Origin of the sequence: Microbacterium sp. S308A+ (genome assembly GCF_049800815.1) — a bacterium.
Lineage (GTDB): Bacteria > Actinomycetota > Actinomycetes > Actinomycetales > Microbacteriaceae > Microbacterium.
The window spans coordinates 122,164-137,450 of record NZ_JBNAFT010000004.1 but is presented as its reverse complement, the minus strand read 5'-3'; the positions used below and the strand labels follow the sequence as shown (position 1 = coordinate 137,450).

The 15,287-nt window shown below is 71.2% G+C and carries 14 protein-coding genes; 10 read left to right on the top strand and 4 right to left on the bottom strand.

Going from position 1 to position 15,287, the window contains the following annotated elements:
* Window positions 1-5: 5 nt before the first annotated feature.
* A complete protein-coding gene (locus ACP15J_RS11875) occupies window positions 6-1,427 on the bottom strand; it encodes a glycoside hydrolase family 1 protein (RefSeq protein WP_424937209.1) in 1,422 nt (473 codons plus the stop codon).
* 95 nt (window positions 1,428-1,522) lie between these two features.
* Here ACP15J_RS11875 and ACP15J_RS11870 point away from each other — a divergent pair, with 95 nt between their 5' ends.
* The 3 genes from ACP15J_RS11870 to purQ all read left to right on the top strand — a co-directional run bounded on the left by ACP15J_RS11870 (window position 1,523) and on the right by purQ (window position 3,145).
* Window positions 1,523-2,044, top strand: coding sequence for an adenine phosphoribosyltransferase (locus ACP15J_RS11870; protein WP_424937208.1), 522 nt, complete (start codon window positions 1,523-1,525; stop codon window positions 2,042-2,044).
* 148 nt (window positions 2,045-2,192) lie between these two features.
* Window positions 2,193-2,441 carry a phosphoribosylformylglycinamidine synthase subunit PurS gene (gene purS / locus ACP15J_RS11865; protein WP_424937207.1) on the top strand — a complete coding sequence of 83 codons (249 nt, stop codon included), beginning with the start codon at window positions 2,193-2,195 and terminating at the stop codon, window positions 2,439-2,441.
* The gene (gene purQ / locus ACP15J_RS11860) at window positions 2,438-3,145 is read left to right on the top strand and encodes a phosphoribosylformylglycinamidine synthase subunit PurQ (RefSeq protein WP_424937206.1); all 708 of its coding nucleotides are present in this window, start codon (window positions 2,438-2,440) and stop codon (window positions 3,143-3,145) included. Before purS ends, purQ begins: the two co-directional genes overlap by 4 nt.
* Window positions 3,146-3,176: 31 nt before the next feature.
* On the opposite strand, the gene ACP15J_RS11855 is transcribed toward purQ, so the two are convergent.
* Window positions 3,177-3,605 carry a DUF1761 domain-containing protein gene (locus ACP15J_RS11855; RefSeq protein ID WP_424937205.1) on the bottom strand — a complete coding sequence of 143 codons (429 nt, stop codon included), beginning with the start codon at window positions 3,603-3,605 and terminating at the stop codon, window positions 3,177-3,179.
* A 122-nt stretch (window positions 3,606-3,727) separates the two neighbouring features.
* Between ACP15J_RS11855 and ACP15J_RS11850 the strand changes: the two genes are divergently transcribed.
* The 3 genes from ACP15J_RS11850 to ACP15J_RS11840 all read left to right on the top strand — a co-directional run bounded on the left by ACP15J_RS11850 (window position 3,728) and on the right by ACP15J_RS11840 (window position 7,452).
* Entirely contained in the window at window positions 3,728-4,663 is a 936-nt protein-coding gene (locus ACP15J_RS11850; protein ID WP_424937204.1) for a 2-hydroxyacid dehydrogenase, read from the top strand.
* 80 nt (window positions 4,664-4,743) lie between these two features.
* Complete coding sequence (locus ACP15J_RS11845) at window positions 4,744-6,405, top strand: glycoside hydrolase family 13 protein (RefSeq protein ID WP_424937203.1); 1,662 nt, start codon at window positions 4,744-4,746, stop codon at window positions 6,403-6,405.
* A gap of 6 nt (window positions 6,406-6,411) precedes the next feature.
* Complete coding sequence (locus tag ACP15J_RS11840; RefSeq protein WP_424937202.1) at window positions 6,412-7,452, top strand: LacI family DNA-binding transcriptional regulator; 1,041 nt, start codon at window positions 6,412-6,414, stop codon at window positions 7,450-7,452.
* Between the two features lie 309 nt (window positions 7,453-7,761).
* Here ACP15J_RS11840 and ACP15J_RS11835 read toward each other — a convergent pair whose 3' ends face one another.
* Window positions 7,762-9,114, bottom strand: a complete 1,353-nt coding sequence (locus ACP15J_RS11835; RefSeq protein ID WP_424937201.1) for an MFS transporter — start codon at window positions 9,112-9,114, stop codon at window positions 7,762-7,764.
* Between the two features lie 60 nt (window positions 9,115-9,174).
* Between ACP15J_RS11835 and ACP15J_RS11830 the strand changes: the two genes are divergently transcribed.
* Window positions 9,175-10,389 (top strand): amidohydrolase, encoded by a 1,215-nt coding sequence (locus ACP15J_RS11830; RefSeq protein WP_424937200.1) that lies wholly within the window; start codon window positions 9,175-9,177, stop codon window positions 10,387-10,389.
* Between the two features lie 25 nt (window positions 10,390-10,414).
* Here ACP15J_RS11830 and ACP15J_RS11825 read toward each other — a convergent pair whose 3' ends face one another.
* Window positions 10,415-11,119 carry a GTP pyrophosphokinase gene (locus tag ACP15J_RS11825; protein WP_424937199.1) on the bottom strand — a complete coding sequence of 235 codons (705 nt, stop codon included), beginning with the start codon at window positions 11,117-11,119 and terminating at the stop codon, window positions 10,415-10,417.
* 92 nt (window positions 11,120-11,211) lie between these two features.
* Here ACP15J_RS11825 and ACP15J_RS11820 point away from each other — a divergent pair, with 92 nt between their 5' ends.
* The 3 genes from ACP15J_RS11820 to kdpA all read left to right on the top strand — a co-directional run bounded on the left by ACP15J_RS11820 (window position 11,212) and on the right by kdpA (window position 15,286).
* The gene (locus ACP15J_RS11820; protein ID WP_424980949.1) at window positions 11,212-13,311 is read left to right on the top strand and encodes an APC family permease; all 2,100 of its coding nucleotides are present in this window, start codon (window positions 11,212-11,214) and stop codon (window positions 13,309-13,311) included.
* Between the two features lie 203 nt (window positions 13,312-13,514).
* Entirely contained in the window at window positions 13,515-13,604 is a 90-nt protein-coding gene (locus tag ACP15J_RS11815) for a potassium-transporting ATPase subunit F (protein WP_424937197.1), read from the top strand.
* Complete coding sequence (kdpA, locus tag ACP15J_RS11810) at window positions 13,604-15,286, top strand: potassium-transporting ATPase subunit KdpA (protein ID WP_424937196.1); 1,683 nt, start codon at window positions 13,604-13,606, stop codon at window positions 15,284-15,286. The genes ACP15J_RS11815 and kdpA overlap by 1 nt, the downstream gene beginning before the upstream one ends.
* The last annotated feature ends 1 nt before the right edge of the window (window position 15,287 follow it).

The window sequence follows — 15,287 nt, the reverse complement described above, 5'->3', positions numbered from 1 at the left end:
GCGGATCAGATCGCGCGTGCCGCGATGATGCGAGCGTACTCCCGACCGCTGTCTTTGACGATGCGTTCCTGGGTGTCGTAGTCGACGCGGACGATGCCGAACCGCTTCTCGTACCCCCACGCCCATTCGTAGTTGTCCAGCAGCGACCAGGCGAAATAGCCTCGGACGTCGACGCCCGCCTCCGCCGCGTCCAGCGTCGCAGCGAGGTGCGCCCGGAGGAAGGCGGTGCGCTCGACGTCGGGGACCCGCCCGTCGACCGGCTCGTCGTCGTAAGCGGCGCCGTTCTCGGTCACGAAGAGCGGTATGTCGGGGGCGTACTCGGTCGCGAGCCGCCGCAGCAGACGGGTCAGCCCCTCGGGCTGGACCTCCCAGTCCATGCCGGTGCGCGGCAGCCCGCGCTCCACCCAGTGCACGTCCTGTGCCGCAGGGAACGGAGAGCGGGTGGGACGGGTGACCCCCTCGCCGCCGCCGTGCACGTCGCGGTCGCCGTCGGGCTGCACGTGGCCCGAGAGGAGCTCGCCGTGGTAGTAGTTGACGCCCAGCACGTCGAGCGGCGCGGCGATGGCGTCCGCATCCCCTGGACGCACGGCCTGCTCCCACCGCGTGACCGCGGCCGGGTCGATCGCGCGCACGTCGTCGACCACGTCCTGCGGATAGGCACCGCGCAGGAGCGGGTCGAGGAACCACCGGTTGAACTGTCCGTCGATGCGGCGGGCCGCGTCGACGTCGGCGGGGTCGTCCGGGTCGGCGGGATCGGTCACCGTGAGGTTCAGCGTGAGCCCGAGCGAGAGCTCCGGGTCCCTGTCGCGCAGCGCGGTCATCGCGCGCCCGTGCGCGAGCAGCAGATGATGGGCCGCCACCAGGCCGTCGCCGACGCTTGTCCGGCCCGGCGCGTGCGCTCCCGCGGTGTAGGAGAGGAAGGACGAGCACCACGGCTCGTTGAGCGTCGTCCAGTCCCTCACCCGGTCGCCCAGCACGTCGTGGACGGACAGCGCGTACTCGACGAACCGCTCAACGGTGTCGCGGTCGGTCCACCCGCCCCGTTCCTCCAGCTCCTGCGGCAGGTCCCAGTGGTACAGGGTGAGCCACGGGCGGATCCCGGCGGCGAGCAGGTCATCGACGAGCCGGTCGTAGAACGCGACGCCCCGCGAGTTGACCGGCCCGCCGTCCGGGCGCACTCGCGCCCAGGAGGTGGAGAACCGATAGACCTGCAGGCCGAGCTCCGCCATCATCGCGATGTCCTGGGGCGCGCGATGGTAGTGATCGCAGGCGACGTCGCCGGTGTCGCCGTTCTGGACGGCGCCGGGCACGCGGGCGAACGCGTCCCAGATCGACGCGGTCCTGCCGTCCTCGAAGGCGGCGCCCTCGATCTGATAGGCCGCCGTCGCGGCGCCGAACAGGAATCCCTCGGGGAACGAGCGGGTCATCGGATCCGTCCTCTCTGAATGCGCACGATGCTAGCAGGCGTGGGAGCGCTCCCAACCCTTCAGGACGACACCCGTCCCGCGACTACGCTGGATCGGTGACCACCACCCCTGCGCTCGCCCGCGCCGCATCGCTCATCCGCTCGATCCCCGACCACCCTCAGCCGGGCATCCTCTTCCGCGACATCACGCCGCTGCTCGCTGACGCCGAGGCGCTGCGGGTCACGACGGAGGCGCTGATCGCGCCGTTCGCCGGGAGGTTCGACGTGGTGGCGGGCATCGAGGCACGCGGCTTCATCCTCGCGGGCGCCGCCGCGATCACCGCCGGCACCGGTCTCGTGCCGATCCGCAAGGCAGGGAAGCTGCCGCGCCCCGCGGCCGCGGTCGAGTACGCGCTCGAGTACGGCACCGCGACCATCGAGATGCACGACGACCTCCCCGCCGGGACGAGGGTCCTCCTCATCGACGACGTGCTCGCGACCGGCGGCACGCTCGCCGCGGGCCGGCGCCTGCTCGAACAGCTCGGGCACCACGTCGCCGGGGTCGCCGTGCTGTTCGAGATCGAGGACCTGCACGGCCGCGACGTGATCGGCGACACGCACACCGTCTTCCGCTCCTGACCTCCGCCTCCGCTCCCGATCCGCAACGGGCGCACTGTTCCACCGCGGCCCCCGTTCCGCCGCCGCGAGCGCGGCGTCCGCGGTCTGGCCGCCGGACGCCGCGGGATAGACTGATCTCGCCCCTCGCCCGCGACTTCCGGAGCCTCGAATGCCCACCATCGTCGTCGATGTCATGCCCAAGTCCGAACTGCTCGACCCGCAGGGGAAGGCCGTGACCGGTGCGTTCGCCCGGCTCGGGGTCGAGAGCTTCTCTGACGTCCGCATCGGCAAGCGCTTCGAGCTCACCGTCACCGGTGAGGTGACCGACGAGGTGCTCGCCGAGGCGCGGCGCATCGCGGAGGAGGTCCTCTCCAACTCCGTGATCGAGGACGTCGTGGGCGTCGAGGTCGTCGAATGACGGTGCGGATCGGCGTCATCACCTTCCCCGGGTCCCTCGACGACCGGGACGCGCAGCGCGCCGTGCGGATCGCCGGAGCCGAGCCCGTCGCGCTCTGGCACGGATCCCACGACCTCGACCGCGTGGACGCGCTCGTCCTCCCCGGCGGCTTCAGCTACGGCGACTACCTGCGCTCGGGGGCGATCGCCGCCCTCTCGCCCATCATGACCGAGGTCAAGGACGCCGCCGCGAAGGGGATGCCGATCCTCGGCATCTGCAACGGCTTCCAGATGCTCGTCGAGGCGCACCTGCTTCCCGGCGGCCTCATCCGCAACGACCATCAGCACTTCGTCCGCCGCGACCAGCGGCTCACGGTCGAGAACGCCGAGACGGCCTGGACCAGCGCCTTCGAACAGGGCCAGGAGATCATCATCCCGTTGAAGAACGCCGAGGGCGGCTACATCGCGGACGCCGAGACCCTGGACCGCATCGAGGGCGAGGGGCGAGTGGCCTTCCGCTACGCCGGCGTCAACCCCAACGGCTCGCTGCGCGACATCGCCGGCCTCACCAACGCCAGCGGCAACGTCGTCGGCCTCATGCCCCATCCCGAGCACGCGACCGAGCCCGGCTTCGGCCCCGACACCCCCGCCGCCATGCGATCGGGCGTCGACGGGCTCGGCTTCTTCGCCAGCGCGATCGCCGCGGTCGCCCGCGTCGCCGCCTGACCGGCGGCGCTCAGCCGAGCTCCGGAGGCTCTCAGCCCAGCGCGGGCGGCCAGACGCCGATGAGGAGGGCCATGAGCAGGACGGTCACCAGCTCGTGCGCGATGTTCAGGACGGTGAGGGAAGTGGGCCTGCCCTCGAAGGCGTCGTGGGTGATGAACCGCGCCGCCGTGAAGCCAGCCCACAGCAGCACGCTCGTGACAAGGGTCACCGTGAGGAACGACCCGCCGTAGAAATGCCAGGCGATGGCCGCGGCGCCCGCCAGGACCCAGGCGGTGAGGAAGCTCACGACGAGGGTAACGAGGATCGGGATGACCGCGCCGTTGCTCGGCTGGTCCATGTCGATCTTCGCCAGACGCGCCCATCGGGCGCCGAAGACGCCGCGGGCGTACCAGACGGCGCCCACGGCCATGCTCGAGGCGGTCGCCAACAGGACCGCCCAATAGTTGATCTCCGGCACCATGCGGACCCCCTCGGCTCATGACACGCGGCACCGCGTGTCCCTGGCCGAATCTTAGCCTCGCTCGTCACCCGGCGGCGACCGACTCCGGGGTGGAGACGACCGGGCGGGGCTAGGGTCGGAGGGTGAGCATCGTCGTCACCGTCCCCACCGACCGCCTCGCCCAGAGCCTCGGCGCGCTCCCCGACGACGTGGAGCTGCATGTCTGGGATCTGCGCACCCCGCCGCCCGCAGAGCGCCTCGATCTGGTCGTCCCGCCGTACATGGGGACCGCGCGTGTGCTCGGCGCCCTCGCCGGCATCGACGTCGGGCTCGTGCAGGGGCAGTCGATCGGCTTCGAGGAGATCGCCGGCGCCCTCCCGGCCGGGATCCCCTTCGCCAACGCGGCCAGCGTGCACGAGACCTCCACCGCCGAGCTCGCCCTCACGCTCATGCTGGCGGCCCAGCGCCGGCTTCCACAGTTCGTGCGCGCCCAGGATCGCGGCGAGTGGGACCCGGTGTTCGCGGAGAGCCTCGCGGATCGCCGCGTGCTGCTGATCGGCTTCGGCGGCGTCGGGACCGCGATCGCGCGGCGCCTGGCGCCGTTCGAGACCGAGGTCACCGCCGTCGCGCGCACCGCCCGGGCGGAGACCGTGGACGGCCTCGACACGGTCGCCGTGCGCGGGATGGACGAGCTGCCCGCCCTTCTCCCCGACGCCGAGATCGTCGTGCTGAGCCTGCCCGGCGGCGACAGCACGCGGCACCTCTTCGGCGCCGAGCTGATGGCGCGGATGTCCGACGGCACCCTCCTCGTCAACGTCGGACGCGGATCCGTCGTCGACACCGACGCACTGCTCCCCGAGCTCGAGAGCGGCCGCCTCCGCGCCGCCCTCGACGTGTTCGAAGAGGAGCCGGTGCCGGCGGGGCACTCGCTGTGGTCGGCGCCGAACCTGCTGATCGCTCCGCACGTCGGCGGGGCGACGACGGCGATGAACCCGCGGATCGCCCGCCTCGTCCACGCGCAGATCGACCGGATGCGCTCGGGCGAGCCGCCGCTGAACATCGTCATCGACGGGCGCTGAGCCCGTCCGATCACGCGCGACCTCATCCGCGGGGCGATCCGGACGACGCCTACTGCAAGCGCTTGCAGTAGGCTGACCGCATGGCTGAGCTCGAGCAGACGTCCGCACCCGGTTCCGAGTGGTGGCGGACCGCCGTCATCTACCAGATCTACCCCCGCTCCTTCGCCGATGCCTCGGGCGACGGGATCGGCGACCTCCCCGGGATCACCTCCCGACTCGACGCGCTGAAAGAGCTCGGCGTCGACGCGATCTGGCTGAGCCCCTTCATGACGAGCCCGCAGCGCGACGCCGGCTACGACGTCGCCGACTACCGCGACGTCGATCCGCTGTTCGGCACGCTGGCCGACTTCGACGAGATGCTCGCGCAGGCGCATGCGCGCGGGATCCGCGTGATCGTCGACCTCGTCCCGAACCACTCCTCGGATCGACACCCATGGTTCCAGAAGGCCCTGACCTCTGCTCCGGGGAGCCCGGAGCGTGCGCGGTACATCTTCCGAGACGGGAAGGGCGAGAGCGGCGAGCTCCCGCCCAACAACTGGGAGTCGGTCTTCGGCGGCGGCATGTGGCAGCGGGTCACCGAGGCCGACGGCACGCCTGGTCAGTGGTACCTGCACATCTTCGACGTCTCCCAGCCCGACTTCGACTGGACGAACGAGGAGGTCCGCGCGGAGTTCCGCTCCATCCTGCGCTTCTGGCTCGACCGGGGCGTCGACGGCTTCCGCGTGGACGTGGCGCACGGCCTCATCAAGGCGGAGGGACTCCCCGACTACACGCCGAACCCCGAGGGCGACTCCATGGGCGGTGGCGAGGAGGACGTGCCGTACTGGGGTCAGGACGGCGTACACGACATCTACCGCGACTGGCACGAGGTGCTGGCCGAATACGACGGCGACCGGGCGCTCTGCGGCGAGGCCTGGCTGCCGACGCTGAAGAAGACCGCGCTCTGGGTACGACCGGATGAGATGCACCAGACGTTCAACTTCGGCTACCTGATGACGCCGTGGGACGCCGGCCGGCTGCGCGGCGTGATCCGCGAGTCGCTCGACGAGTTCGGCGCGGTGGGCGCGCCCAGCACCTGGGTGCTGTCGAACCACGACGTCGTGCGCCACGCGTCCCGTCTGGCCCTGACCGCGGACAACCCCCAGGGCGAGGGCATCGGCCCGGCCTCCGCGGGCAAGCCCGACCCCGTCATCGGTCTCGCCCGCGGTCGCGCGGCCACGACCGTCATGCTGTCGCTCCCCGGCTCGGCCTACCTGTACCAGGGCGAGGAGCTGGGGCTGCCCGAGGCGATGGAGATCCCGGACGCCTTCCGGCAGGACCCGACGTGGTTCCGCACGGACGGCGAGCGCTACGGCCGCGACGGCTGCCGCGTGCCGATCCCGTGGACCGCCGACGAGCCGGCGTACGGGTTCAACGGGACCGGGGCGTCCTGGCTCCCGCAGCCGGCGGAGTGGGCGCGCTTCGCCCGCGACGTGGAGGAGCGTGACGCGACCTCGACGCTGAGCCTGTACAAGACGCTCATCCGCCTCCGCCGCGAGCATGGCCTCGGCGCCGGCTCGCTGGTCTGGGAGGACGCGGGCGAGCATGCGGTGTCCTTCCGTCGCGGTGACGTCCACGTGGTCGCGAACCTCGGCGAGGTGCCGCTGCCGCTGGGGGACGACGTGACGTTCCTCGTGCAGAGCACCCCGTTCACGGGCACGGCCCTGCCGCCGGACACGGCGGCGTGGTACACCCGCGCCTGACAGGTCATGGTCGGCATCGACGACGTCGCCCGCCGCGCGGGCGTCTCGACGGCGACCGTCTCTCGGGCGCTCTCGGGTCGCGGCCAGGTGTCGGCCGCGACCCGGCAGAAGGTGCATGAGGCGGTCGGAGCCCTGGGCTATGTGATGTCCTCCCGGGCGTCGAGCCTGGCCTCAGGACGCACCCGCAACGTGGGCGTGATCGTCCCGCACCTCGACCGCTGGTTCTTCAGCACGGTGCTGTCGGGGATCTCGGACGCGCTCATACACGCGGGCTACGACGTCACGTTGTACAACATCACCGACGACGAGGATGTGCGCAGAGAGGTGTTCCGCACGGCGCTGCGTCGTCAGCGCGTCGACGCGGCGATCGCGGTGTCGATCCGGCTGAGCGACGCGGAGACTGCGCAGCTGCTCGCCCTCGGCATCCCCGTGGTCGCGATCGGCGGACCGGACTCTCGCCTGCCGATGCTCACGGTCGACGACGCGGCGATCGCCCGGATCGCGGCAGGGCACCTTCTGGAGCTCGGGCACAGGGACATCGCGCACATCGGCGCCCGCCCCGAGTTCGACCGCGAGTTCCGTGTCCCCACCCAGCGACGGCGCGGCTTCGAGGAGGCCCTGACAGAGGCGGGCGTCGCCGTCCGTCCCGATCTGCAAGAGCCCGCGGACTTCACGATCGAGGGCGGCCACCGCGCGGCGACGCGCCTGCTCGACCGCGCCGTCGACCGGCCGACGGCAATCTTCGCCGCCTCGGACGAGATGGCGGTGGGCGCGCTCCTCGCCGCCCGCGATCTCGGCCTGCGTGTTCCGCAGGACCTCTCCGTCGTCGGCGTCGACGGGCACGACCTCGGGGCCGTGGTCGGCCTCACCACGGTCGACCAGTTCCCGCGCGAGCAGGGCCGTCGGGCGGCGGAGGCGGTGCTGCGGACGCTCGATGACGCCGCGGCGGCGACCGCGACCGCAACCGCGACCACGACCGATCCAGCGTCCGCCGCCCTCCCGTTCGAGCTCGTCGTCCGCACCAGCACCGCCCCGCCCGCTCGCTGATCCTCCCGCCCGCCCTCGCCGGTCTGCCCTCCGGCCTGTTCTCGCCGGTCCGCCGGCCAGCGTGCCAGTGCTCCGCCCCCGTCCCCTTCCTCTCCGCGACCGTTCCCGTCGCGAAAATCGTCGCTATGCCCTGCGGAAAGCGACAGAAATCGCGACGGGAACGGAGGAAAACCGCAGGTTCGCCACCGGAAGCGCTCGACACAGCCCCGAAACGCAAGACCGAAGACGCAGCCCCGAAGACGCACCCCGAGGACGCGGGTCGGCGCAGGCCCGGCAGACCGGGGCGAAGTGGCGGCCGGAGGGGTCGGGTCAGACCGGGTCGGGGGCGGCGACCGGATCGGCGCCGGGCGTTCCGTCGGGACACGGGGCCGGAGCGGCGTCGGGAGCCGGACCAGGACCTTCGGCGGGCTCGGGGCCGCGCCCGGCACGCCGGCCGACGAACAGGTGCACGCCGAGGGCGAGGACGAGGATGCCCGAGGACAGCGGCACGAGGGCGTCGGCGGGCAGTCCGCCGGCGATCGCCCCGCCGCCGAGACCGCTGCCGAGGGCCGATCCGAGGTGCATCGCGCTCGTGTTGAGGGCCACGAGGAGCGCGACCGATTCCGACGCCATCGCGCTCACCCTGGCCTGCAACGCGACCCCAGACCCGCCGAAGAAGGTCGCGCAGCCGAGGAACCACAGCACGATCGCCACCGCGCCGGCGACGCCGGGGAGGCCGAGCGTCGCGCTGCCCAGTGCCGCGACGCCGATGAGCGCGAGGATCAGGGTCGTGATCGCCCTGGTCGGACCGATCCCGTCGGTGAGCCGTCCTGACAGGAGGTTGCCGACGAGGCTCATCACGCCGTAGCCGAACAGCACGGCGATCATCGCGATGCCGGTCCCCGTCCGCGGGCCGACGATGAGCGCTGCGTAGGTGAAGCAGAAATAACTCGCGCACATGAGGGCCATGGGCACGACCAGGGCGAGCAGGATCCGGCCGCGGGTGAGCGGCTGGAGCGTGGCGCGGAGGGACAGCGGAGGCAGGTGCAGGCGGGGGACATAGCGGACGATCCCGCCGAGCGCCAGCACGCCCACCACGACGACCAGGAACAGAGGGACCCGCCAGTCCTGCTGGCCGACCACGAGCCCGAGCGGAACCCCGAGCGCCGTGGCGGCGAGCCACCCGCCCATCACGATCGACAACGCGCGACCACGTCGCTCGGGCGGGGTCTTCGCGACCACGTAGGAGGTGATCACCGCGGCGAGCAGGGCTCCGCCGACCGCCGAGACCACACGCCCCGCGAGCGCCCAGGCGAAGGTGGGCGCGAGCGCGACCATGAGGTTCCCGAGCACGAACACCGCGAGCGAGCCCAGGATCGTCCCCCTGCGCTCCCACCGCCCGGTGAGCGCGCTGAGCACAGGACCGGCGACCGCGCCGGTCAGGGCGAACACCGTCATGAGCTGACCGGCGGCCGCCTCGGTCACGCGGAGGTCCCCGGCGATCTGTGGCAGCAGCCCGGTCAGGACATACCCGTCTATCCCCATCGAGAAGTTGGCCACCGCCAGCCACGCCAACGCCCCGAACCCCGCTGTCCGCGACTCCGCCGTCATCCGCACCCGCTCATCCAACCAGATGCCGGCGACATCGCGCGCCCTCGTCCGAAAGGCCGCCTCACCGGGCACCCTGTCGCCGCCTCGAGCGCCCGAGTCATCCGACGCCAGAGGCGCCGATAGGCTCTGGCCATGACGATCGACCTCGACGCGCTCTTCATCGACCTGCATCGCAACCCGGAGCTGTCCTTCCAGGAGACGCGCACGGCGGCGATCGCCGCCCGCCACCTCCGCGATCTCGGTCTCTTCGTCACCGAGCACGTCGGCGGCACCGGTGTGGTGGGCGTGCTCGAGAACGGCGAGGGCCCCGTCGTCTGGCTGCGTGCCGACATGGACGGACTGCCGGTGACCGAGCAGACCGGCCTCCCCTACGCGAGCACCGCCACCGGCGTCGACCCGGAGGGCAACACCGTCGGCGTCATGCACGCGTGCGGACACGACATGCACGTGACGGCGATGATCGGCGCCGTCGAGACGCTCGTCGCGACGACCGGCGAGTGGGCGGGGACAGTCGTCGTGCTCATCCAGCCCGCCGAGGAGGTCGGCGGCGGGGCCAGGGCGATGCTGGACGATGGGCTGCTGGACCGTTTCCCCCGACCCGACGTCGTGCTCGGCCAGCACGTCACCCCGCTTCCGGCGGGCGTGATCGGCGTCCGTCCCGGGCCTCAGATGTCGGCCTCCGACGGCATCTCGGTCGTCATGCACGGCCGTGGCGGCCACGGCTCGCGCCCGCACGCCACGATCGACCCGGTCGTGATGGCGGCGGCGACCGTCATGCGGCTGCAGACCGTGGTCTCGCGGGAGATCGACCCGCACGAGCTCGCCGTCGTGACCGTCGGCGCGATCCACGCCGGCACGAAGAACAACATCATCCCGGCCGAGGCGACGATCGACCTGAGCCTGCGCTATCCGGACGAGGAGCTGCGCGCGAGGGTCCTGGCCGCGGTCGAGCGGATCGTCCGCGCCGAGGCGATGGCCTCGGGCGCGACGCAGGAGCCGACCATCACGACGCTGCACACCCTCCCCGCGACGATCAACGACGCCGACGCGACCGCGCGGGCGACCGCGGCGTTTCAGCGCGCGTTCGGCGCGGAGCACGTCATCGATCCCGGCCTGTTCACCGGGAGCGAGGACGTGTCCTGGTTCGCGCGCGACGCCGACGTCCCGCTGGTGTTCTGGTTCTGGGGCGGCGTCGACCCCGCCCGTTTCGCCGCCGCGGTCGAGAACGGCACGGTCGAGAGCGAGATCGCCACCAACCACTCGCCGTTCTTCGCCGTGGAGATGCACCCGACGATCGAGATCGGGGTGACGGCCCTCGTCACCGCCGTCCGCGAGTTCCTGGGCTGACGACAGGGCCGCGGGACCGTCGTCCTCAGATGGCGACGATCCGCGGCGGCGGCGCCGGCAGGGCGCCGAGCGTCGAGCCGTGGGCCTCGCGGTGCAGCTGCTCCATCCTGGCGTCGAGCTCGCTCGCCGCCTCCGCCGCTCCGGTGAGGCTGTCGACGAGGTGACCCGGCACCTGGCCCTGGAACTTGTAGTGGATCTTGTGCTCCAGGCTCGCCCAGAAGTCCATCGCGATCGTCCGGAACTGCACCTCGACGGGGACCGCGATCGTCCCGGTGGAGAGGTACACCGGGACCTCGAGGATCGCGTGCAAGCTGCGGTAGCCGTTCGGCTTGGGGTGGGCGATGTAGTCCTTGACCACCCGCACGGTGATGTCGTCCTGCGCCGTGAGCAGATCGAAGAGACGATAGACGTCGGCGACGAAGCTGCAGGTCACCCGCACCCCGGCGATGTCGGTGATGTGCTCCCTGATCGACCCGAAGTCCGCGTCGATCCCGCGCCGCGCCACCTTCTCGACGATGCTGTCGGGCGACTTGACCCGGCTCTTGACGTGCTCGATGGGGTTGTAGGCGTGGTGGTGGGCGAACTCGTCACGCAGGATCGAGATCTTCGTCTCCACCTCGCGCATCCCGAACTCATACTCGTGCAGGAACCGCTGGAACTCGTCCCGGAGCTCACGGGCCTCGGTGAGCGTCTGGTTCAGCGCCTCGTCGTCGACGGGAACGGTACTCATGATGCCGACGTTACGCATTCGTGATTCGAAGCGCCTGTGTGTTTCTCATCCCGGGATTCGCGCACATTGCGCTACCGGCGACGGCAGGCGTAATGTCGCCGGTCGTGACGAATGACGGCCGAGAGACCGCGGACGCCCCGCAGCTGGCCAAACGCATCCTCCTGGGCGACCCTCTCACCTCCGAGCAGGTCGACGAGCAGTTGCTGCCGAAGCGCATGGCACTGCCCATCTTCGCCTCCGACGCGCTGAGCTCCGTCGCCTACGCGCCGCAGGAGCTGCTGATGATCCTGCTCGTGGGCGGCATGGCGTTCCTCTCCTTCACCCCCCTCGTGGCCGGCGCCGTCGTGCTGCTGCTCGTGGTCGTGGTGCTCAGCTACCGGCAGCTCATCAAGGCCTACCCCTCGGGCGGCGGCGACTACGAGGTCGCCTCGAAGAACCTCGGCGAGATTCCCGGGGTCATCGTGGCCGCAGCGCTGCTGGTGGACTACGTCCTCACCGTCGCGGTGTCGATCGCCTCGGGCGTGGACAATATCATCTCCGCCGTGCCGGAGCTGAACCCCTGGCGCGTGGAGCTCGCGATCGGGTTCGTCGTGCTCATCGTGATCGTGAACCTCCGCGGCGTCCGCGAGGCGTCGACGGTGTTCGCGATCCCGACCTACGTCTTCATCGGCTCGGTGGCGATCATGGTCGTCACCGGCCTCGTCCGCGCCCTCCTCGGCGACGCGCCGGTCGCGTCCAGCGCTGACTACACCGTCCAGGCCGAGAGCCTGGGACAGGCCGCGACGATCCTGCTCGTGCTGCGCGCGTTCTCCAGCGGCTGCTCGGCCCTCACCGGTGTGGAGGCGGTGTCGAACGGCGTCCCCGCGTTCCGGATGCCGAAGATCCGCAACGCCCAGACCACGCTGGCGATGATGGGGTCGATCGCCGCCCTCCTCTTCGCCGGGCTCACCGCGCTCGCCCTCATGTCCGGCGTGCATTACGCGGAGAACCCGTGCGACCTCGTCGGCTTCGACTGCAGCAACCCGCAGCCGAGCCTCATGGCGCAGGTGGCCGCCGCGACCTTCGGCGGCGGCAGCATCCCGTTCTTCATCATCCAGGCGGCCACGGCCTGCGTGCTCCTGCTGGCGGCGAACACGGCCTTCAACGGGTTCCCGCTTCTCGGCGCGGTCCTCGCCCGCGACGGCTACGCCCCCAAGGCCCTGAACACCCGGGGCGACCGGCTCGTCTTCTCGAACGGCATGATCGTGCTCGGCGTCGCCGCGGTGATCGTCCTGCTGGTGTTCCAGGCGAACCTGACCACCCTCATCCAGCTCTACATCATCGGCGTGTTCGTGTCGTTCTCGCTCGGTCAGGTCGGGATGGTGCGGCACTGGAGGCGCGTGCTGCACCAGACCAGGGGCAAGACCGTCGCCCCGGCGGCGGGGGAGCGGCGCTCGGCGTACACCGGCCTCGTCATCAACTCGCTGGGCGCCGCCATGACCGTGGCGGTGCTCCTGATCGTCACGATCACCAAGTTCACCCATGGCGCGTGGATGGTCTTCTTCGCCATCCCCGTGCTCGCGATCCTGATGGTGGGCGTCAAGCGGTACTACCGCGACGTCGAGCACGAGATCGCGGTCGACGACACCACGCACTTCGGCTCGGAGGGCGACGTGGCGATCGTGCTGGTGAACCGGCTGCAGAAGCCGGTCATCAAGGCGCTGGACTACGCGATCGCGGCCAGCCACGAGAAGACCGTGGCCCTGCACGTCGCGCTCACGGCCGACGACGGCAAGCAGCTCCAGAAGGAGTGGTCCCAGCACCGCATCCCGGTCCCGCTCGTGATCGTCGACTCGCCCTACCGCACCTACGCCCAGCCGGTGGAGCACTTCATCCGCGAGTACCGCGAGAAGCACGGCCCGAGCGTGGTGACCGTGTACCTGCCGCAGTACATCGTCGGGCACTGGTGGGAGACGCTCCTGCACAACCGGCGCGCGCGGCGCCTCGCCACCCAGCTCATGCTGATCCACGGCGTGACGATCACCCTCGTGCCCTGGCTCCTCGACTCCTCCGAGCTCATCTACGGCCGGCGCTCCCGTCCGCTGCCCGGTCAGGAGCGCGCGGGTCGCCCCGTCATCTCGGCGTACGGAGGTCCGGGCGGACGCGGGCGACGCGCCACCCGCCCCGCCGGACCCCCGGACCAGGACGCCTAGCTCGGGCGCGAGCGAGGGGCCGGATGAGCGGCCGTGTGAGGACCGTGTATGGATCCCCGGGAGGAGCGTGAGGATTCCGTTCGGACGCCGTCGTGACGACTCTGCCCCGACGATCCTTGTGGGGTGCTCGATCTCATCTACCTGGCGCTGACCGTCGCGCTGTTCTCCCTGATCGCGCTGGTCGCGAAGGGGGTGGAGCGGCTGTGATCGTCTTCGAACTCATCGCCGCCGCGCTCGCCCTCGTCGCGATCGGCTACCTCGTCGTCGCCCTCGTCGCCCCGGAGAGGTTCTGATGGACGGCGCGACGATCTGGTTCGGCGTGCTCCAGGGCGCGACCCTCATCGCCGTCCTCGTCCTTCTCTACCGCCCCCTCGGCGACGCGATCGCCCGCATCTACACCGGCGCACGGGATCTCCGCGTGGAGCGCGGGATCTACCGTCTGATCGGCGTCGACGCGTCGTCCGAGCAGACCTGGCGCGCCTACGCGCGGAGCGTGCTGGCGTTCTCGATCGCCGGGCTCGTGCTGCTCTACCTCCTGCAGCGCGCCCAGGCGTTCCTCCCCCTCTCGCTCGGCCTCCCCGCCGTCCCCGAGGGGCTGGCCTTCAACACCGCCGCCTCGTTCGTCGCCAACACCAACTGGCAGTCGTACTCGCCGGAGCAGACGATGGGGCACCTGGTGCAGCTGGCGGGCCTGACCGTGCAGAACTTCATCTCGGCCGCGGTCGGCATCGCCGTCGCGATCGCCCTCGTCCGCGGCCTCGCCCGCCGAGGCAGCACGACGATCGGCAACTTCTGGGTCGATCTCGTCCGCGGGCTCGTGCGCCTGCTGCTCCCGGTCGCCGTGATCGGGGCGCTCGCGCTCCTCGCCGGCGGAGTCGCGCAGAACCTCGCCGGCTTCGGCGAGGTGCACACCATCGCCGACGGCGCCCAGTCCCTGCCCGGCGGGCCCGTCGCGTCCCAGGAGGCGATCAAGCTCCTCGGCACCAACGGCGGCGGCTTCTACAACGCCAACTCGGCCCACCCGTTCGAGAACCCGACGCCGTGGACGAACATGGTCGAGATCCTGCTCATCCTCGCGATCCCGTTCTCGCTCCCCCGCGCGTTCGGCCGGATCATCGGCGACAACCGTCAGGGCTACGCGATCGTCGCCGTCATGGGCGTGCTCTTCCTGATCTCGACCTTCGCCCTCTCGGCGCTCGAGCTCGCCGGCAACGGCACCGCCCCGCAACTCGCCGGGGCCGCGATGGAGGGCAAGGAGCAACGGTTCGGGATCCTCGGGTCCACCCTGTTCGGCAGCGCGTCCACCCTCACCTCCACCGGTGCGGTGAACTCGATGCACGACTCGTACACGGCCCTGGGCGGCATGATGCCGATGCTGAACATGATGCTCGGCGAGGTCGCCCCCGGCGGCGTCGGATCCGGGCTCTACGGCATGCTCGTGCTCGCGGTGATCGCGGTGTTCGTCGGCGGGCTCCTCGTCGGCCGCACCCCCGAGTACCTCGGCAAGCGCATCGGGCCGCGCGAGATCAAGCTTGCGAGCCTGTACATCCTCGTGACGCCCGTGCTCGTGCTCGCCGGCACGGCGCTGAGCTTCGCGATCCCCGCGATCCGCGACGACGTGACCGGCACCAGCATCCTCAACCCGGGCCCGCACGGGCTCAGCGAGGTGCTCTACGCCTTCACCTCCGCGGCGAACAACAACGGGTCGGCCTTCGCCGGCCTCACCGCGAACACGCCGTGGCTCAACACCGCGCTGGGCATCGCGATGCTGCTGGGACGCTTCCTGCCGATCGTGCTCGTGCTCGCGCTGGCGGGGTCGTTCGCCGCGCAGCAGCGCGTCCCCGAGACCGCGGGGACGCTGCCCACGCACCGCCCGCAGTTCGTCGGGCTCCTCGCCGCCGTGACGATCGTCATCACCGCGCTCACCTACTTCCCCGTGCTCACGCTCGGGCCCCTCGCCGAAGGACTGGTCTGAC